This is a genomic window from Sphingobium sufflavum (genome assembly GCF_021403115.1).
GTDB classification, from domain to species: Bacteria; Pseudomonadota; Alphaproteobacteria; order Sphingomonadales; family Sphingomonadaceae; genus Sphingobium; species Sphingobium sufflavum.
In genome coordinates this window covers 33,730-51,941 of record NZ_JAJSSH010000009.1, presented here as the reverse complement: position 1 = coordinate 51,941, position 18,212 = coordinate 33,730, and the positions used below count along the sequence as shown (strand labels likewise).

Annotated in this window: 17 protein-coding genes; 12 read left to right on the top strand and 5 right to left on the bottom strand. The window is 67.8% G+C overall.

Annotated elements, in window-relative coordinates; all coding sequences use genetic code 11:
* Nucleotides 1-117 precede the first annotated feature (117 nt).
* The 10 genes from LWE61_RS13670 (at nucleotide 118) to LWE61_RS13625 (ending at nucleotide 12,525) form a co-directional block, all read left to right on the top strand.
* On the top strand, nucleotides 118-525 hold the full coding sequence (locus tag LWE61_RS13670) for a hypothetical protein (protein WP_234151014.1): 408 nt from the start codon (nucleotides 118-120) through the stop codon (nucleotides 523-525).
* A gap of 247 nt (nucleotides 526-772) precedes the next feature.
* Complete coding sequence (locus LWE61_RS13665) at nucleotides 773-1,783, top strand: sensor histidine kinase (protein WP_234151010.1); 1,011 nt, start codon at nucleotides 773-775, stop codon at nucleotides 1,781-1,783.
* 140 nt (nucleotides 1,784-1,923) lie between these two features.
* A complete protein-coding gene (locus LWE61_RS13660) occupies nucleotides 1,924-4,257 on the top strand; it encodes a TonB-dependent receptor plug domain-containing protein (RefSeq protein WP_234151008.1) in 2,334 nt (777 codons plus the stop codon).
* Nucleotides 4,258-4,323: 66 nt separating this feature from the next.
* Nucleotides 4,324-5,421 (top strand): phytase, encoded by a 1,098-nt coding sequence (locus LWE61_RS13655; RefSeq protein ID WP_234151005.1) that lies wholly within the window; start codon nucleotides 4,324-4,326, stop codon nucleotides 5,419-5,421.
* A gap of 152 nt (nucleotides 5,422-5,573) precedes the next feature.
* On the top strand, nucleotides 5,574-6,356 hold the full coding sequence (locus LWE61_RS13650) for an outer membrane protein assembly factor BamD (RefSeq protein WP_234150992.1): 783 nt from the start codon (nucleotides 5,574-5,576) through the stop codon (nucleotides 6,354-6,356).
* A 13-nt stretch (nucleotides 6,357-6,369) separates the two neighbouring features.
* Nucleotides 6,370-8,031, top strand: coding sequence for a DNA repair protein RecN (gene recN, locus LWE61_RS13645; protein WP_234150989.1), 1,662 nt, complete (start codon nucleotides 6,370-6,372; stop codon nucleotides 8,029-8,031).
* On the top strand, nucleotides 8,031-8,330 hold the full coding sequence (locus LWE61_RS13640) for a hypothetical protein (protein ID WP_234150986.1): 300 nt from the start codon (nucleotides 8,031-8,033) through the stop codon (nucleotides 8,328-8,330). The genes recN and LWE61_RS13640 overlap by 1 nt, the downstream gene beginning before the upstream one ends.
* A gap of 4 nt (nucleotides 8,331-8,334) precedes the next feature.
* Complete coding sequence (gene ligA / locus LWE61_RS13635; RefSeq protein ID WP_234150984.1) at nucleotides 8,335-10,506, top strand: NAD-dependent DNA ligase LigA; 2,172 nt, start codon at nucleotides 8,335-8,337, stop codon at nucleotides 10,504-10,506.
* Between the two features lie 82 nt (nucleotides 10,507-10,588).
* Complete coding sequence (locus LWE61_RS13630) at nucleotides 10,589-11,005, top strand: hypothetical protein (RefSeq protein ID WP_234150981.1); 417 nt, start codon at nucleotides 10,589-10,591, stop codon at nucleotides 11,003-11,005.
* Nucleotides 11,002-12,525, top strand: a complete 1,524-nt coding sequence (locus LWE61_RS13625; protein ID WP_234150978.1) for a methyl-accepting chemotaxis protein — start codon at nucleotides 11,002-11,004, stop codon at nucleotides 12,523-12,525. Before LWE61_RS13630 ends, LWE61_RS13625 begins: the two co-directional genes overlap by 4 nt.
* Nucleotides 12,526-12,592: 67 nt before the next feature.
* Here the strand turns inward: LWE61_RS13625 and LWE61_RS13620 are convergent, their stop codons facing one another.
* Nucleotides 12,593-12,991, bottom strand: a complete 399-nt coding sequence (locus LWE61_RS13620) for a winged helix-turn-helix transcriptional regulator (protein ID WP_234151351.1) — start codon at nucleotides 12,989-12,991, stop codon at nucleotides 12,593-12,595.
* Between the two features lie 138 nt (nucleotides 12,992-13,129).
* On the opposite strand from LWE61_RS13620, the gene LWE61_RS13615 reads away from it, so the two are divergent.
* Nucleotides 13,130-13,882, top strand: a complete 753-nt coding sequence (locus LWE61_RS13615) for an SDR family oxidoreductase (protein ID WP_234150975.1) — start codon at nucleotides 13,130-13,132, stop codon at nucleotides 13,880-13,882.
* A gap of 95 nt (nucleotides 13,883-13,977) precedes the next feature.
* On the opposite strand, the gene LWE61_RS13610 is transcribed toward LWE61_RS13615, so the two are convergent.
* The gene (locus tag LWE61_RS13610) at nucleotides 13,978-14,859 is read right to left on the bottom strand and encodes a 3-hydroxyacyl-CoA dehydrogenase family protein (RefSeq protein ID WP_234150973.1); all 882 of its coding nucleotides are present in this window, start codon (nucleotides 14,857-14,859) and stop codon (nucleotides 13,978-13,980) included.
* Nucleotides 14,860-14,937: 78 nt separating this feature from the next.
* Between LWE61_RS13610 and LWE61_RS13605 the strand changes: the two genes are divergently transcribed.
* Nucleotides 14,938-16,209 (top strand): DUF1176 domain-containing protein, encoded by a 1,272-nt coding sequence (locus LWE61_RS13605; RefSeq protein ID WP_234150972.1) that lies wholly within the window; start codon nucleotides 14,938-14,940, stop codon nucleotides 16,207-16,209.
* A gap of 272 nt (nucleotides 16,210-16,481) precedes the next feature.
* Here the strand turns inward: LWE61_RS13605 and LWE61_RS13600 are convergent, their stop codons facing one another.
* From LWE61_RS13600 to gluQRS, 3 genes are read right to left on the bottom strand one after another with little or no spacing between them, the layout of a single operon-like run.
* Nucleotides 16,482-17,063: a cob(I)yrinic acid a,c-diamide adenosyltransferase gene (locus LWE61_RS13600; RefSeq protein WP_234150971.1), complete on the bottom strand. Its 582-nt coding sequence runs from the start codon at nucleotides 17,061-17,063 to the stop codon at nucleotides 16,482-16,484.
* A 6-nt stretch (nucleotides 17,064-17,069) separates the two neighbouring features.
* Nucleotides 17,070-17,303: a twin transmembrane helix small protein gene (locus LWE61_RS13595; RefSeq protein WP_234150969.1), complete on the bottom strand. Its 234-nt coding sequence runs from the start codon at nucleotides 17,301-17,303 to the stop codon at nucleotides 17,070-17,072.
* Between the two features lie 15 nt (nucleotides 17,304-17,318).
* On the bottom strand, nucleotides 17,319-18,212 hold the full coding sequence (gene gluQRS, locus LWE61_RS13590) for a tRNA glutamyl-Q(34) synthetase GluQRS (RefSeq protein ID WP_234150966.1): 894 nt from the start codon (nucleotides 18,210-18,212) through the stop codon (nucleotides 17,319-17,321).

The window sequence follows — 18,212 nt, the reverse complement described above, 5'->3', positions numbered from 1 at the left end:
ACATGACGCAGGTGCGAAGGCGGCCTAGGGCACCCCCATTCCACCAGCATATGGCATGGACGCCGTCGGTCGTTTCCGGCGGCGCTCTTTGGTATTTTTCGGGATTTTCGAGACAGCGTGACCGTAACCGACAGCCCTGACCGGGACGTTTCCCAGCCTGACCCGGCCGCCGACAGTGCGGTCATGGCGGCTGCGGTCCCGGTCGAGGCGCGGGCTGTTGCGCTGCACAATCTTTACAGATTGCGGCAGCGCCACTTCATCAGCCCCGCCATGGCCGACGACGCCATGGGCCTGATGCTGACCCTGTTCATCAGCGCGTGCCAGGACATGGCCGCCGGGGAACAGAGTCTGCTGCTGGCCAACCGGGTCGCGCCGCTGGCGGGCGCTACGCTTCTCGATACTCTTGTCCAAGCGGGACTGGTCGTCGTTACTGGCAAAATGCCGGGGCGGCGTTCGGTCGGGCTGACGCCCCTCGGGTCCGCGCGGATGCGCGCCTATATCGCCGATTCGTCGGACCTGATATAGTGCGCGCGCCGGCGCGTGGGGCCTCCGGTTCCCGCGCGCCGGTATATCCACCCCCGCAATCTGGCCATCCGTGCCTCACTCCCGCCCGCATCGCCGCCGCCCGTTCTGCGACGAAACGCATCGTTTCGCCTGAATAATGGCACGTCCCCCTTGATTGAGATTAGAGCGTGGGCGTAACTATCTGCTATTGGCAGTCTGTCTCCTCCGTGGAAAACTATGATAGATGACATCCGGGTGGCTTGAATGGATGGAACGGCTGCCGGCGGCGCAAGAGCGGCCGGCGGTGGGCTATGCCTTCGCCATCCTCGCATCGGCGGTGGCGCTCCTCGTCCGCATCGCGGCGGAAGGCTATTTGCCCGGCGGCTATCCGTTCGTCACCTTCTTCCCCGCCGTCATCCTGTCCGCCTTCCTGTTCGGGTCGCGTGCGGGTCTTGTCGCGGGCCTGGCCTCTTGGCTGGCGGCGCGCTATTTCTTCATCGCGCCGGTGGGGACGCTGGCTTTCGGGCCGGGCGTGGTGGTGGCCTGCCTGTTCTTCTGGCTGGTCATTCTGATCGACATCGGCATCATCCATCTGGTCCAGCGCGCCAACCGGCTGCTCAACGAGCAGCGCAAGCAGTCGCTCCGCCGCCATGAGGTGCGCGACGCGATGTTCCAGGAATTGCAGCACCGCGTCTCCAACAAGCTTCAGATCATCGCCTCGCTGCTGACGCTCCAGCGGCGCACCATCGTCGACCCGGACGCGCAAAAGGCGCTGGAGGAGGCGGCGTTGCGGGTCGGCATGATCGGCCGGATCAGCCGGGCGCTGCACGATCCCGACCGGGGCGGACTGGGCATCGCGGCCTTTCTCGACCGGGTCGGGCACGACATTGTGGAGCAGAGCGGGGCGCCCAATGTGCAGCTTGCTGTCGATGCGGAACCGGGCATCGAACTGTCCAGCGAGGCCGCGGTTCCCATCGCCCTGATCGTCGCCGAAACGATCAGCAATGTGCTGGAGCATGGCTTTCGCGCGCGCGGCAATGGCCGCATCGACATTGTGGTGCGCAAGGGCGCGGGCGCGCGGGTGCACATCGTCATCACCGACGACGGGCAGGGGGTGCCTTCGGGCTTCGACGCCAGCCAGTCGTCCAGCCTTGGCCTGAAGATCGCGACCACGCTCGCCCGGCAATTGCACGGCAGCTACACCCTGACCTCCGACACGCGCGGCACCGTGGCTCGGCTGGATGTGGACGCGCTGGCGCAGGACGTGCTCGCAGACTGACCGACACGACCGGCCTTGTTCCGGCGCCTTGTCCGGGCTGTCATCCAATCGTCATGATATTGTCATCCCAATGCCGTCAGCCTGACATTTGCGGGTAACGAACGCCTCGTAACCGCCCCCCGACACAAAAGGGGGTCTTCATGAAATTCCATGTTCTGAACGGCGCTGGCCTTGCCAGCGTTCTGTCCGCACTGTTCCTGTCCGCCGCGTTCCAGCCCGCCATGGCGGCGGATGCGCCCGCGACCGTGGCCGATGCCGCCGACGCCGAAGCGGGCGAGATGCGCTCCGCCAGCGACATCGTCGTGCTCGCCAACATCGGCTATCGCAACCGCACCGAAGCCGCCGAGCCGACCCTCTCCTATGGCAATGAATATTTTCAGCGGTTCGAACCGCTGACCGCCGGTGACGCGCTCAAGCGCGTGCCGTCCGTCACCTTCCTGTCCGACGTGATCGAGAGCGACGGCGTGCGCCTTCGCGGCCTCGCGCCCGCCTACACGCAGATCCTCATCAATGGTGAGCGCGTGCCCGGTTCCAGCGCCGACCGCAGCTTCTTCATGGACCGCATCCCCGCCGAACTGATCGACCGGGTGGAAATCGTCCGCTCTTCCTCCGCGCGCCGCACCGGCGACGCCATCGCCGGCACGCTCAACATCGTGCTGCGCGACGGCCTGCAACTCGACGGCGGCTATATCCGCATCGGTGGCCTCAGCTATCGCGATGCGGAGATCGAGCCGAGCCTTGGCTTCGTCTATGGCGGGCAGGTTGGTCCGGGCCGACTGCTGCTGGGCCTCAACCTTCAGGGCCGCCACAATCCCAAGCGTAAGACCAGTTGGCGCTATGACCGTCCCGGCGGTCCCCTCGTCAACCGGGAGGAGCAGAAGGACACGCGCGACGGCAAGGATTACAGCGCCAACGCCACCTATACGATCGAGGGTGACGATACGAAGTTCACCCTGACCGGCTTCTATGTCCGCACCGACCGCAAGGAAGACGAGCGGTCGAACGAGTTCAACGGCGCGACCGCGACCAGCCGTATCCCCGTGGGCGGCCTGTTGGTGGACAATGCCAATGTGAACGACATCGACCAGGAAAATTACAGCTTCGACGCCAAGCTTAGCCATGAATGGTCGCTGGGCAAGACGACGGTGAAGGTCGGCTATGCCGGTTTCAACCAGGACAGCATCGAGACGGAGCATGAGATTGAGTTCGACCGCGCCACGCCGCGGCTGACCAGCGACCGCACCGACACGCGCATCCGCGACGAGGAAATCGTCCTGCGTCTGGAGCATCAGATCGGTCTGGTCGACGGCATCGACCTGGCCTTCGGCGGCTATGCGCAGGATAAATCCCGCCGGTCGCACCTGCTGGAATCGCCCCGCAACCGTTTCAACGTCGGCGGCACCGCCAATTGGGACACGGGCGCGCGCAACCCCACCGACCTCGCCATCGCGTTCGGCACGCCGGTGGCCGTCGCCAACGCGGGCGGCGTGAACCGCATCAAGGAACAGCGCCGCGACGGCTTCGCGCTCGTCGAGGGCAAGGGCGGCGCGCTGAGCTGGGAAGCGGGCGTGCGCTATGAACATACCGACGTGACGGTCAACGACTATACCGTCGCCGCGTCGCTGCGCGACCAGAAGGTCAGCTATGGCAACTGGCTGCCCTCCGCCTCCATCCGCTTCGACATCAGCCCGCGCGACCGCATCACCGCATCGGTGGCTCGCACCGTGCGCCGCCCGGACTTCAACTTCATCACGCCCGCCACGCTGGAGGAGGAACTGGGCGACAACGACCTGCGCGGCAACCCGCAGCTTCGCCCGGAAAAGGCATGGGGCGGCGACCTTGGCTATGAACATCGCATCGGCGCGACCGGCGTGGTGGGCCTCAACACCTTCTACCGCGAGATCAGCGACCTGATCGAGATGACCAACACCGGCGCACAGGGTTCGGCGGGGGCTGGCACCTTCATCTACCAGCCGCGCAACGTCGGCAATGGCAAGGTCTATGGCGTCGAGTTCGACCTGTCGACCAGCCTCGTCTTCGTCGGCCTGCCCAACACCGGCATCTTCGGCAACCTGTCCTGGCTGGGCAGTGAGGCCTATGACCAGTTCGGCAAGCGTCGTTTCAACGGTCAGTCGCGCTATGTCTATAACTTCGGTTTCATCCAGGACTTCCCGCAGGCTGGGATCGCCTTGGGCGCGACCTACCGCAAGCAGGGCAACGCCCTCGACCGGGTGATCGCGGAGGAAGTGAAGACCCGCTACGGCGCGGACCTCGAAATCTTCGTGGAAAAGCGGTTCGCCAAGTCCTTCACCGTGCGCGCGGTGGCGTCCAACCTGCTCAACGGCAGCAAGGATGAGGTGTTCAACAAGTTCGGCAGCCTGAACGACCAGTTCCGCCGCAGCTTCGACGAATATGAGATTGAGAAGGAAACGGCGGGACCGGTGTTCCAGATCATGGCGCGCTACGCCTTCTGATCGTCTTTCTCGCGGGGGACCGGGCGCATGTCGTCCGGTCCCCTGTCCGTTTTTGGAGATGCTGCCATGTTTTTCTCACCCCGGCTGACCGCCGTCCTGTCCCTGTCGATCCTGCTGGCCGCCTGCGCCGCCACGCCGCCCGCCGCCACGCCCTCGGCGGGCGCTGTGCCGCCACCCTTGCCCGCCACCACTGTGCCCGCAAAGGCGGAGACGGACCCGGTCGGCACCGCGCTGGCCGACGCCGCCGACGACCCGGCCATCTGGCGCAACACCGCCAATCCCGCCGCCAGCCTGATCGTGGGCACGGACAAGAAGGCGGGTCTCTATTCCTACGGGCTGGATGGCAGGAAGCGCAGCTTCGTGGCCGCCGGGCAGCTCAACAATGTCGACCTGCGCGATGGCGTCACATGGGCCGGAAAACCGGTGGTCCTGATCGGGGCCAGTGACCGCACCGATCGCGCCACGCCCAAGGTCGCGCTGTTCACCCTCGACGGCGCCACCGGCGCGCTCAGCCAGATCGGCAGCTACGCCAGCGGCGCGAAGGGGGAGGCCTATGGCTTTTGCTTCGGTCGTCACGCATCTGGGCAGAACGGGAACGGCATCCCGCGCGCCTATGTGGTGACGAAGCAGGGTATGGTCCTCGAACTTGCCCTGTCCGCCGATCCCGCAAAGCCCGTCACCTTGCTGCGCCAGTTCGGCGTCGCGACCCAGCCGGAGGGCTGCGTCGTCGATGACCGCACCGGCCAGCTCTATCTGGGCGAGGAGGATGTCGGCATCTGGCGCTTCGACCTCAACGCCGCGCAACCCGTGGCCATTCCCTTTGCAAAGGTCGGTGCGGCACAGGGCCTTGTCGCGGATGTGGAGGGGCTGGCGCTCGCCCCGTCGGGGGAGAAGGGCGGCCTGCTCGTCGTCTCCAGCCAGGGCGACAATGCCTATGCGCTGCTCGACCTTGCCGATGGCGCGCTGCGCGGCCGCTTCCGCATCGACGGCGGCGCGATCGACGGCACCTATGAGACAGACGGCATCGAACTGGCGCTGGGCGATTTCGGGCCGGACTATCCCGCCGGTCTGTTCGTGGCGCAGGATGGCGATAACCTGCCGCAGGCGCAGAATTTCAAGCTGGTCAGTTGGGCGGACATCAAGGCCGCGTTGACCCTGCCATGACGGGCGGGGCGGGGCAGGTGCGCGGACCCCATATTCGCTCGCGCTTTCCCCGCCCGTCCTTTCCCCGCCTGTTTCCGCGCCCGCCGCATCTTCCTCGACCGGGGCGACGATCATCGCTTGGCGCGGCGGATTGGCTCGGCTATGGCACGGGCATGCGTCACACTGTCCTGCGCTCCGCCGCCCTGATCGCCCTTGGCTCGACCGCTTTCCTGCTGTCGGGTTGCGCCACAACCAAGAACAAGGCGGACACCCAATATGTCGCCCGCGATGTCAGCACGCTCTACAATGCGGGCAAATATCGTCTGGACCGGGGCCAGTATCGCCTCGCGGGCCAGTTGTTCGACGAGGTGGAGCGCCAGCATCCCTATTCGCCCTGGGCGCGCCGCGCGCAGGTGATGGCGGCGTTCAGCTATTATGGCGCGAAGGATTATACGAAGGCGATCCAGACCGCGCAGCGGTTCCTGTCGATCCATCCGGGCAACAAGGAAGCGCCCTACGCCTATTATCTCATCGCGCTTTGCTATTATGAGCAGATCAGCGACGTGACCCGCGACCAGAAGATCACGGATCAGGCTCGCTCCTCGCTCAGCGAGTTGGCGCGCCGCTATCCCGACACCCAATATGCCGCCGATGCGCGGTTGAAGCTGGATCTGGTCAATGACCATCTGGCGGGCAAGGAGATGGAGATCGGTCGCTTCTACGAACGGCGCAAGCTGTGGCTGGCCGCGACCCTGCGCTTCCGTACGGTGATCGACAAATATCAGACCACGACGCACACGCCGGAGGCGCTGCACCGTCTGGTCGAATCCTATCTCTCGCTGGGTCTGGTGGACGAGGCGAAGAAGGCCGCCGCCGTGCTGGGCACCAATTACCGCGGCACCCAATGGTATCAGCGGTCCTATGACCTCATGAAGGAGCACGCCCCGGCGGCGTGACAGACGGGCGCCCATGCTGACCCGGCTTTCCATTCGCAACATCGTTCTGATCGAGGCGCTTGACCTCGACTTCGGACCGGGGCTTGCCGTGCTGACGGGTGAAACCGGCGCGGGCAAGTCGATCCTGCTCGACGCGCTCGGCCTGGTGCTGGGGGCGCGCGCGGACAGTGGCTTGGTGCGGCAGGGCACCGATCAGGCGAGCGTGACCGCCAGCTTCGAACTGGCGGCGGACAGCCCCGTGCTCGCGACCGTCGCGGACAATGGCCTCGATGCCGAACCCGGCGAACCTCTGCTGGTCCGCCGCATGGTCAAGGCGGACGGCGGTAGCCGCGCATTCATCAACGATCAGCCCTGTTCCGCCGCGCTGTTGCGTGAGATCGGCACGGCGCTGGTCGAGATCCACGGCCAGCATGATGACCGCGGCCTGATGAACCCGCGCGGCCATCGCCTGCTGCTCGACCATTATGGCCGCTGCGACAGTGCCGGCGTGGCGGGCGCCTATGCCCGCTGGACCGGCGCGCGCGATGCGCTGGAGGCGGCCCGCGCGGACCTCGCCGCGGCCACGACGGAGCGCGAATGGCTCGCCCATGCCGTGACCGAACTCACCGCCTTCGCCCCCGTCGTGGGTGAGGAGGAGGAACTGGCCGAGGAGCGCGCCGCGATGCAGAAAGGCGCGCGGCTGACCGACGACCTGTCGGCGCTGTCCGGCCTGTTCGACGGCTCCGATGGCGGCCTGTCCCAGATGCGACAGGCGGCGCGGCGGCTGGACCGGATCGCGGCGGAGCATCCTTCGCTCGAACATGCGCTGGCCGCGCTCGACCGCGCGCTGATCGAGGCGGGCGAGGCGGAGGAGCATGTCGCGGCCGCGACGGAGGCGCTGGCGGTCGACCCCGCCCGGCTCGACGCGATCGAGGTGCGCCTGTTCGACCTGCGCGCGCTGGCCCGCAAATATGCGGTGGCGGCGGACGAACTGGCGACGCTGGCCGCCGAACTGTCCGACAAGCTGACTCGCATCGACGCGGGCGAGGAAGGTCTGGCGGCGCTGGAAAAAGCGGAAGCCACGGCGCGCACCGCCTATCTGGCGGCGGCAAAGGCGCTCGGCGACCAGCGGCGGACGGCGGCGGAGCGGCTGGACGAGGCGGTGGCGTCCGAACTGGCCCCGCTGAAGCTCGACGCGGCGCGGTTCCGCACGGCGGTCGATCCGCTGGACGAGGGGCAATGGGGTCCGGGCGGCATGGACCGGGTGGAATTTCTCATCTCCACCAATCCCGGCGCGCCCTTTGCTCCGCTCATCAAGATCGCATCGGGCGGCGAATTGTCGCGCTTCATCCTGGTGCTGAAGGTCGCGCTGGCGGAGCGGGGCGGGGCGACCACGATGATCTTCGACGAGATTGATCGGGGCGTGGGCGGCGCTGTCGCCTCCGCCATCGGGGATCGCCTGTCGCGCCTTGCGTCCGGCGGCCAGTTGCTGGTCGTCACGCACAGCCCGCAGGTTGCGGCGCGCGGTGCGGCGCATCTGTTGATCGCAAAGGCCAGCGAGGGCACGATCACCCGCACCGGCGTGCGCGCCCTTGACGATGCGGAGCGGCGGGAGGAAATCGCGCGCATGTTGTCCGGCGCGGCGATCACGCCGGAGGCGCGCGCGCAGGCCGACCGCCTGCTGGAAGGAGTATGATGACGGACGAGGCGGAACCCAGGATTCGCGATCAGGTGACGATCATGGTCATCACCACGGCGGTCGAGTTCGCCTGCGGATTCGGCCTCATCGCGCTGGTGCTGATCGGTTGCTACGACATTCTCGACGGCAGCATTTCCGCACGGCAGAGCGTGGCGCTGCCGCTCAGCTTCGTCCTGACCCTGTGGACCGGCTATCGCGCGATGAAGCTGGTGGTCGTCCCGACATGGCCCGGTCTCGCCATCGTGGCGGTGTCGGCGCTGGCGGCGCTGGCGCCGATCGTCGCGCTGGAATTCTGATCCCATGACGGACATTGCCAGCCTGACCGAAGCCGATGCGGCCAACCGCCTCATGCGCCTGGCGCGCACCATTGCGCGCCACAATGCGCTCTATCATGCGAAGGACGCGCCGGAGATCAGCGACGGCGAGTATGACGCGCTGGTCCGCGAGAACAATGCGATAGAGGCGGCCTTCCCCCACCTGATCCGCGCCGACAGCCCCAATGCGCTGGTCGGCGCATCGGTGGAGGCGTCCCCGCTCGCCAAGATCGCGCATGACAAGCGGATGATGAGCCTCGACAACGCCTTCGCGGACGAGGATGTCGCGGACTTCGTCGGGCGGGTGCGGCGCTACCTGAAACTGGCGGAGGATGTGGTCGTCGCGGTGACGGCGGAGGACAAGATCGACGGCCTGTCGCTCTCCATCCGCTATGAGCAGGGTCGCCTGATCCGGGCCGCGACGCGCGGCGACGGGCAGGTGGGCGAGGATGTGACCGCCAATGTCGCCCATATCCCCGATATTCCGCAGAGCCTGCCATCGGGCGCGCCCGCCCTGTTCGAGGTGCGCGGCGAAGTCTATATGGCCAAGGCGGATTTCCTCGCCCTCAACGCCCGGCTGTTGGCGGAGGGGGAGGCGCTGGCCGCCCAGCGCGGGCTGGAGTTCGATCCCGCCACCGTCCGCCAGTTCGCCAATCCGCGCAACGCCGCCGCCGGTTCGCTGCGGCAAAAGGACGCCGCCGTCACCGCCACCCGGCCGCTGCGCTTCATGGCGCATGGCTGGGGCGTGGCCAGTGCGGTGCCGGGCGAGACGCAGCATGACGTGATGCGCGCCATCGGCGGCTGGGGCTTTCCCCTGTCGCCCGATCTGGTCCGGGTGGAGACTGTCGAGGGGATGCTGGTGCAATATCGCGCGATCGAGCAGCGCCGGGCCGACCTCGCCTATGACATCGACGGCGTGGTGTACAAGGTCGACCGGCTGGACTGGCAGGAGCGGCTGGGCTTCGTGGCCAAGGCGCCGCGCTGGGCCATCGCGCATAAATTCCCGGCGGAGCGGGCGGAAACCACTCTTGAAGCCATCGACATACAGGTCGGCCGCACCGGCAAGCTGACACCGGTCGGTCGCCTGAAACCCGTGACCGTGGGCGGCGTCACCGTCTCCAACGTCACCCTGCACAACCGCGACGAGATCGCCCGGCTGGGCGTGCGGATCGGCGACCGGGTGGTGGTGCAGCGCGCGGGCGACGTCATCCCGCAGATCGCCGAGAATCTGACGCGGGAGGAGGCGCGCGTGCCCTTCCTCTATCCCGATCACTGCCCGGTTTGCGGGTCGGAAGCGGTGGCAGAGGATGGTGAGGTCGATGTTCGCTGCACTGGCGGCCTGATCTGCGCGGCGCAGCGGTTCGAGCGGCTGCGCCATTTCGTCAGTCGCGGTGCGCTGGACATCGAGGGGCTGGGCGACAAGAGCATAGAGGAGTTTCTGGACCTCGGCTGGATCGCGGAGCCTGCCGACATCTTCCGCCTCGCCGCGCATCGGGAGGCCATGCTGGGCCGGGAGGGGTGGAAGGAAAAATCCGTCCAGAACCTGCTCGACGCGATAGAGGCCAAGCGCAGCCCCGATGTCGCGCGGTTGCTGTTCGGGCTGGGCATCCGCCATGTCGGCGTGGTGTCCGCGCGCGACCTGTTGAAACGGTACACCACCCTTGATGCCGTGCGGCAACTGGCGGAGCGGATCATCGCCCTGCGCGACGCGACGCAGCCGGTGGAGGGGGAGGAGCCGACGCGGTTCCGCAACCGGCTGGACAAGGCCATTGCCGAGCTGATCTCGGTCGAGAATATCGGCGCGGCGGTCGGCCATGCGCTCGCGGATTTCTTCCACGAACCGCATAATCGCAAGGCGTGGGACGACCTCCTGTCCCAGGTGTCGCCCCCCGATTATATCGTGGAAACGCGCGCCAGCCCGGTATCGGGCAAGACCGTCGTCTTCACCGGCGCGCTGGAGACGATGAGCCGCGATGAGGCCAAGGCGCAGGCGGAAATGCTGGGTGCAAAGGCGGCGGGATCGGTGTCGGCCAAGACCGACCTGCTGGTCGCCGGGCCGGGTGCGGGGTCGAAGCTGAAGAAGGCGCAGGAACTGGGCATAGAGGTGATCGACGAGGCCGGATGGGCCGCCATCGTCGCCGCGGCCCGCGCGGGCTGAAACCCGTGTTTTCCAGAAAATCGGTAGTTTCTGGATCAAGGTTTACGCCAAATTAGCGAAACCGGCCTATCCGCTGGGGGAAATGGACCAGCCTGCCCTCCTGCCGCGACCCCATGGCCGCCTCGCTCCCGACCCGACGCGCAGCGCCGCCGTCGCGCTGTCGGCGCGGGGACCGGGGGCCGGGAGTGCGACCGCAACCGGACGCTACGGCATCGCCATTGTCCAGCTTGTGCTCGTCCTTGTGCTGGCGGGCGCAATGATTGTGGCGCCGCCCGCAAAGGGCCGCATTCTGCTGGTTCCGCTGGATGGGGGCGGGCGCGACGGGCTGGCGCGGGTCGCGCTGGGCGCGGGCGCGGCGCTGGTAGACGCCGGGCCATTTCGCAATAGTTTGATCGTATCGGGCGAACGCTCCGCTCTGCTGGCTGCGATGCGGGATGGGCATATGCTCGTCCTGCGGGCGGCTGCGGGCGGGTGCGGGGACAAGGGACAGGCGTTATGACGGAAGTCGACCGGCTCAGGAAGCGCGGCATTTTTTTGCTGGCCGTCGGTAGTTGCCTGGCGATGGCGGCGCTGTGCGTGCTCGCCCTGATCCTGCGGCGGCCGGAGGCTTGGCTGGCGCTGGGCGCGGGCATCGCCACCACGCTCATGCCCATTCAGGCGGCATGGGCCGGGCGATCCGACCGGGCGGCGCGTATCGCCACCGGCCTGATGGTCGCGCTGGAGCCTGCCCTGTTCGTGTTCGCGATGAACCACTCGCCCTGGCAGGTGGACATGCACATGTATTTCTTCGTCGCTTTGGCCTCGCTGGTGATCCTGTGCGACGTCTGGGCGATCATCCCGGCGGCGGCGCTGGTCGCGGTGCATCATCTGGTGCTGTCGATCTTTGCGCCTAACTTCGTCTTTTCCGGCGGCGGCGGTGTCGTACGAGTGTTCATCCACGCGCTGGCTGTGGTGATCCAGTGCGGTGTGCTGGGCTATTTCGCGGAACGCTTCCGCAACCTGCTGGAACGGCAGGAAAGCGCGCGGCAGGAAAGCAGCGACCTGACGCAAAAGGCCGAGGCTGCGCGGATGGAGGCGGAGCAGGCGTTGCTCGCCGCCCGCGCTGCGGAGGCACGGGCCGAGAAGGAAAGCGAACGGCGCAGCGCCGCCGAGAAGCGCGCGCGGGAGGCGCGGGCGGAGGATCTGCGCAACGTCGCGACCGATTTCGAACAGTCCGTGGCCAGCATCGCGGCGGCGGTCGTGGACGCCGCCCAGACGCTGGACCATGCGGCGGGATCGCTCAACGTGCTGGCCGAGGGTACGCGCAGCAAGGCGGGTGAAGTCGCCAGCGCCGCACACCGCGCGTCGGAGGCGGCGCATGAGGTCGCGGGCGAGGTGTCCGTGCTGGCGCGGGCCGCCGACAGCGTGGTCGACACCGCGCATGAACAGGCGGAACTGGCCGACAGGGCGCGCCAATGCTCGTCGGGCGGGGCGCGGGCCATCCGCAGCCTGGCGGAAACAACGGAATCGGTCGCCAGCATCGCCAACCTCATCTCCGCCATCGCGCGCCAGACCAATTTGCTGGCGCTCAACGCCTCCATAGAGGCGGCGCGCGCGGGCGAGGCGGGGCAGGGCTTCGCCGTGGTGGCGCAGGAGGTAAAGGCGCTGGCGGGCCAGATCGGCCGGGCGACCGGCGACATCGTGGGTCTGGTGGAGACGATCGCGTCCCGCGCTGGCGATGCGGAGGGCCGCTTTGACGAGGTCGCCACCGCCGTCGCCCGCCTGACCGAAGCCAGCACGCGGATTCGCAGCGCCGCGCAGGATCAGGGGCAGGCGACCGCGATGATCGAGGATGACGCCCGCGGCAATGCGGCGGCGATGGAGGAGATGGCTGCCAGTCTGGCGCGCGTCTCCGCCGCCGCGAACGAGACGGGATCGGTGTCGGCGCAGGTGAAGACCGCAGCGCACGGACTGCTGGGACAGGTGGCTACGCTTCAGGATGCGGCATCGCATTTCACGCAAAAGCTGCGAGCGGCCTGACGCCGCTCGATACGGCCCGCCTGCCCTGTTCAGGCGATCCCCATGTATGACATCGAAGGCGGCCTCCTCACCGCCTGCCCGTGTCGAAAACCTCCCGCGCCGCCTCGATCCGATCCAGGTTGGCCGCCGCCCACATCCACACCCCGCAAAAGGCGGCGCTCAGGCTGTTGCCCAGATCGGTCAGCCGATATTCGACGCGCGGCGGGATGACCGGATGCACGGTGCGGATCAGCAGGCCGTCCCGCTCCATCTGGCGCAGCGTCTGGGTCAGCATCTTCTGGCTGATTCCCTCCACCAGCTTGCCGATGCGGGTGAAGCGCAATTCGCCATGCTCCTCCAGCACCTCCAGGATCAGCATGGTCCATTTGTCGGCGACCCGCCCGATCAACTCGTTGACCAGGCGCTCGACCCGCGGGTCCACAGGACCGGTGGAGAGAGGGCAGCTACTCGCGCCCACCGCCTCCATCGTCGCGGTATCGAGCGGACGTATGCTTTGTGGTAAGTCACTTTCCATAAGGTGTGTATAAATCTTTCTGGTGCCTTCTTCAAGTTGGAGAGCGGTGACGTACATCGGGGCGGTCCACAGCATCGAGGGAGAAAGACCATGCGCCAGACCGGAAACACCATCCTCATTACAGGCGGCACCAGCGGCATCGGCCGCGCGCTGGCTGAACGCTTCCACGCCGCCGGGAACAAGGTCATCATCGCCGGGCGGCGGCAGGCCCTGCTGGACGAGGTGACGGCGGCGAACCCTGGCATTGCGGGCTATGCGGTGGACATGGTGGACGGGGCCGCGACCGACGCCTTTGTGCAGGGGGTGCTGGCCGATCATCCGGCGCTGAACATCGTCATCGCCAATGCGGGCATCATGCGCGCGGAGGACGCCAGCCACCGCCGCGACCTGTCCGATGCGGAGGAGATGATCGCGACAAACCTGACCGCGCCCATCCGCCTGATCGACGCGCTGGTCGATCATCTCTCGGCGCAGGCGGATGCGGCCATCGTCACGGTGTCGTCGGGCCTCGCCTTCGTCCCGCTCGCCGCCACGCCGACCTACAGCGCGACCAAGGCGGCGATCCACAGCTATAGCCAGTCGCTGCGCTGGCAGTTGCGCGGCAAGGTGGAGGTGATCGAACTGGCCCCGCCCGCCGTGCAGACCGACCTGACCCCCGGACAGGCGACGAACGCCGCCTATATGCCGCTCCAGCAGTTCACCGACGAGGTGATGGCCCTGTTCGCCCTGACGCCGACCCCGGCGGAGATTCAGGTCAGCACGCTGCCTTTCCTGCGCCATGCGGAGGCGGAAGGGCGCTATGACGCGACGTTCGAGGCGCTGAACAACAGCTACGGGCACTGATACGGGGAGGGCGGCGCTGGCATGGTGCCGCCCTCTCCTCAAAGACGATTATCGCGAAAAGGGAGGGAGCCGAACCCCGGCGCCACCACCGGTCCTCAGATCGTCGGAACCGGCTCCGGTCCCGAATAGTCATAGAAGCCGCGCCCGGTCTTGCGACCGTACCAGCCCGCCTCGACATATTTCACCAGCAGCGGGGCGGGGCGGTATTTGGGGTCGCCGGTCGCATCCAGATAGACCTTGCAGATTTCGAGGCAGGTATCGAGGCCGACGAAATCCGCCAGCGTCAACGGACCCATCGGATGGTTGCAGCCCAGTTTCAGCCCATTGTCGATGTCCACCACATTGGCGATGCCCTCGCTCAGCACGAAGCACGCCTCGTTCAGCATGGGGACGAGGATGCGGTTGACGATGAAGCCCGGCGAATCCTTCGCCACGATCACCGTCTTGCCGATATTCTCGGCAAATTCCCGCACATGGGCCAGCGTCGCGTCGCTGGTGCCCAGCCCGCGAATGACCTCTAGCAGGGGCATGACCGGCACCGGGTTGAAGAAGTGCATACCGATGAACCGCTTGGGGTCCGGCGATGCCTGCGCCAGCCGGGTGATGGAGATGGAGGATGTGTTGGTGGCGAGGATCGCGTCCGCGCCCAGATGCTGGCCGATGGTCTCGAAAATCTTGCGCTTGATGTCCTCCCGCTCGGTCGCGGCCTCGATCACCAGCGCACAGTCGGCCACGGCGGCGGCGTCGCCCACGGGGGTGATGTTGGCGAGGGTCGCGTCGGCGGCGGCCTGCTCCAGCTTGCCCTTCTCCACCGCGCGGGACAGCAGCTTGGCGATGCCGTCCTTGCCCTTGGTCGCGCGCTCCACGTCCACGTCGGACAGGATGACCTTATATCCGGCCTGCGCGGCAACCTGCGCGATGCCCGCGCCCATCTGGCCTGCGCCAACGATCCCGATGCTGCCGCCGATAGCCGTCATGGTTTTTCCTATCCTTTCGCGGTCGCTAACCGACCAAATTCCTACCCGTGCCTGTTGAACTGCATTATGCAGATGGGGATGACAAGGGGCGTACTCACCACAATGGCGCGGGCATGGGCCGCGACCATCTTGCTGGCGACGGGTCAGGCGCCGTCGGTGTCGGCTTCGGCGACCGTTCGGGCGCGCCCGGTTTCGACGGCTGCTCCAGCGGGTGCGGGAACGGCGGCCCGTGCCCCGTCTGCCCGTGTGTTGTCGACCCCTGCGTTGTCTGGTGGAGTTACGCCCCGCACCGCCGCGCCGCAACCCGGCCTCCTCCAGTATAACGGCGACTGGGCCGTGGGATGCGACAACCTGCTCCAGTGCGAGGCGATCGCGCTCCAGCCGGACGTGGGGGGCAGCGGTGGCGCGGGCGGCGACGACAGCGAGCCGATTCTGGTGCGAATCGTGCGCGCCGGCGGGCCGGGCGGGGATGTGATGCTGGGCGTCACCGCCCTGTCGACGCTGCCGCCGGAGATTGCGCTGGTGGCGGACGGGCAGGAGGTCGCGCGCCTTTCCAGCCGGTCGGACGAGGCGCTGATCCGGGGGGACGCCGCCCTGCGCGCCGTGCAGGCCATGGCCGCCGCCGCGACGCTGGAGGTGCGCGCCGCCGGACGGCGCAACCGGGGGCAGCCTCGCCTCCTGTCGCTGTCCAGCGCGGGGCTGGCGGACAGCCTGCGCTTTGTCGATACGCGGCAGGGGCGGACGGGGACCGCCATGGCCTTTGTCGCACGCGGGGTTGCGCCCGAAACCGCTGTCCCCGCGCGCCCGGCGATGCCGGTGGTGCAGCAGGTGCCATCGCCCGATGCCGACGCCGCGCCCGGCCTCAATGCCATGGAACTGGCGGTGGCGCGCCGCCTCGCGGTTTGCGATGCCAGCCTGATGGCGGACGGCGCGGTCGAGCTTTTCCCGCTGGACGCGGATGCGGCGCTGCTGCTGCTGCCGTGCGAGGCGGGGGCCTATAATGTCTCCGCCGTGCCGCTGATCGCGCGCGGCGCAGCGGGTGGGCGCACCCTGTCGGTGGCGCGCTTCGACTTTGCGCCGGGCTTCACGGGCGAGCCGGGCAAGCCGCCCCTTGTCGTCAACGCGCTGTGGGATGCGCGCCGGGGCATCCTGTCCAGTCTGGCGAAGGGACGCGGCGTGGGCGATTGCGGCGCGTCGGAGAATTATGTGTGGGACGGCACGCTGTTCCGCCTGATCGAGAGCCGGGCGATGCATGTCTGCCGGGGCGCGTGGGAATGGATACGGCTGTGGGAGGCGGAACCGCAGCGCGCGCCGCTGGTCCCCGTCGCGGCGGTGGTTGCGCCACGCTGACGCCGGTCGGGTCACGCTGACGCCGGTCGGGACGTATCAGCGCCGGGCCGTCAACCCGGTGTGACGGCACGGAAAATGCGGCAAATCAAAAGGCTGGAGCGGGATGACTTTCCCTTGAATTGCCCTTGCGAGCGCAGCGGGCCGCAGGCGGGCAAAGCCTAACCCATCCATCAACGCCATCATGGCGAAACTCTCACCCGCCCCCGCACAGATGGCGCTGCGCATGGCGAAGAGACCGGGCCGCCGGCTCAGCCTGCCCGCCCATCGCCCCATCACCGTGACGCGCCCGGCACCCATTTTACATCGGCGCGGCCATCGTCGTTCAGCACGCGGGCCAGCACGAACAGCAGGTCGGACAGGCGGTTGAGATAGGTCAGCGCATGGGGATTGATCGCCTGCTCCTCGCCCGCGCGCACCGCGGCCCGTTCCGCCCGGCGCGTGATGGCGCGGGCCAGATGCACCGCCGCCGCACCCGCCGATCCGCCAGGCAACACGAAGCTGTCGAGCGGGGTCAGCCGTTCGTTCAGCCGGTCGATCTCCTGTTCCAGCCGTTCCACCTGACTGGCGACGATGCGCAGCGCCCATGTCGGGTCGGGCGCGTCGCTGATCGGCGTGGCGAGGTCGGAGCCAAGGTCGAACAGGTCGTTCTGGATGACGCGCAGTCCGGCGGCATGGACCGCGTGGCCGGCATTGCCCTCCACCGCCACCACAGCGACGCCGATGGCGCTGTTCGCCTCGTCCACGTCACCGATGGCGACCATGCGCGCGTCCGACTTGGCGACGCGCGATCCGTCGACCAGACCCGTCGTGCCCTTGTCGCCGGTGCGGGTGTAGATTTTGTTGAGCTTGACCAAGGGGGCTTACTTGCCGCTGTTGAGCAGCAGCAGCGCGGCCACGAACAGGATCGCGATCGCCTGAAAGGCGATGCGGCCCATCATCATCTTGTTCTGCTTCAGGCTCGACGGGCTAGGCCCCGTATCGGTGCTGTTCAGTTCCGCCTCGGTCGTCTTGAGGAAGGTGACGAGGCCCCGGATGAACATGAACAGGGTCGCGAGCGCCGCGAGGATGATGAGGATGGTGAGAAAGACGGTCATGCCGATAATGTAGGCTCAGCCCACATGGATTCCAACAGGAAAGCGGCCCGCGCGCAGGTCCGCCACCAGCCGCTCCGGCGCCTGACCCGCCGCCCGTAATTCGGCGAGCGACAGGCCGCCGCTGCGCTTGGCCAACCGCCTGCCGTCGGCGTCCAGCAACAGGCCATGGAACCGATAGAGCGGGGTGGGCAGGCCAAGCAGCGCCTGCAACAGCCGGTGGACATGGGTGGCGGGGCGCAGGTCGGTGCCCCGCACCACATGGCTGGCCATCGCCGCATCGTCCATCGTCGCGCACAGATGATAGCTCCCCGGCGCATCCTTGCGCGCCAGCACGATGTCGCCAAAGGGCAGGGCGTCCGCGATGATCTCGCCCCGGTCCATGTCCGTCCACGCCAGCGGCCCGGCGCGCGCCGCCCCCCGCGCCATGGCCAGTCGCCAGGCATGGGCCTCGCCCGCCGCGATCCGGCGCGCCCGCTCGTCCGGCGACAGGTGGGCGCAGGTGCCGGGATAGGGCGCACCGTCGGGACTGTCGGCGGTTGGCGGCCCATGCGGCGCGGATGCACTCGCCGCGATCTGCCGCGCGATGTCGGCGCGGGTGCAGAAGCAGGGATAGGCGAGGCCATCCCCCGCCAGCCGCTCCACCGCCGCACGGTACAGCGGCAGCCGCTCCGATTGCATCACCACCGGCCCATCGGGGACGAGGCCCAGCCAGTCGAGGTCATGGAGGATGCCCGCGACATGCTCCGGCCGGGATCGCGCGCCGTCGATATCCTCGATCCGCAACCGGAACTGCCCGCCCTGCGCCCGCGCCACGTCATGCGCCAGCAGCGCGGACCAGCCATGGCCGATGTGCAGCGCGCCGGTGGGGCTGGGGGCGAAACGGGTGATGGGCGGGGTGGGCGAAGTCAT

Coding starts and splice junctions, on each gene's coding strand:
- LWE61_RS13665 (WP_234151010.1), top strand. CDS start 773: ATGGAACGGCTGCCGGCGGCGCAAGAGCGGCCGGCGGTGGGCTATGCC.
- LWE61_RS13660 (WP_234151008.1), top strand. CDS start 1,924: ATGAAATTCCATGTTCTGAACGGCGCTGGCCTTGCCAGCGTTCTGTCC.
- LWE61_RS13655 (WP_234151005.1), top strand. CDS start 4,324: ATGTTTTTCTCACCCCGGCTGACCGCCGTCCTGTCCCTGTCGATCCTG.
- LWE61_RS13650 (WP_234150992.1), top strand. CDS start 5,574: ATGCGTCACACTGTCCTGCGCTCCGCCGCCCTGATCGCCCTTGGCTCG.
- recN (WP_234150989.1), top strand. CDS start 6,370: ATGCTGACCCGGCTTTCCATTCGCAACATCGTTCTGATCGAGGCGCTT.
- LWE61_RS13640 (WP_234150986.1), top strand. CDS start 8,031: ATGACGGACGAGGCGGAACCCAGGATTCGCGATCAGGTGACGATCATG.
- ligA (WP_234150984.1), top strand. CDS start 8,335: ATGACGGACATTGCCAGCCTGACCGAAGCCGATGCGGCCAACCGCCTC.
- LWE61_RS13630 (WP_234150981.1), top strand. CDS start 10,589: ATGGACCAGCCTGCCCTCCTGCCGCGACCCCATGGCCGCCTCGCTCCC.
- LWE61_RS13625 (WP_234150978.1), top strand. CDS start 11,002: ATGACGGAAGTCGACCGGCTCAGGAAGCGCGGCATTTTTTTGCTGGCC.
- LWE61_RS13620 (WP_234151351.1), bottom strand. CDS start 12,991: ATGGAGGCGGTGGGCGCGAGTAGCTGCCCTCTCTCCACCGGTCCTGTG.
- LWE61_RS13615 (WP_234150975.1), top strand. CDS start 13,130: ATGCGCCAGACCGGAAACACCATCCTCATTACAGGCGGCACCAGCGGC.
- LWE61_RS13610 (WP_234150973.1), bottom strand. CDS start 14,859: ATGACGGCTATCGGCGGCAGCATCGGGATCGTTGGCGCAGGCCAGATG.
- LWE61_RS13605 (WP_234150972.1), top strand. CDS start 14,938: ATGACAAGGGGCGTACTCACCACAATGGCGCGGGCATGGGCCGCGACC.
- LWE61_RS13595 (WP_234150969.1), bottom strand. CDS start 17,303: ATGACCGTCTTTCTCACCATCCTCATCATCCTCGCGGCGCTCGCGACC.
- gluQRS (WP_234150966.1), bottom strand. CDS start 18,212: ATGACTTCGCCCACCCCGCCCATCACCCGTTTCGCCCCCAGCCCCACC.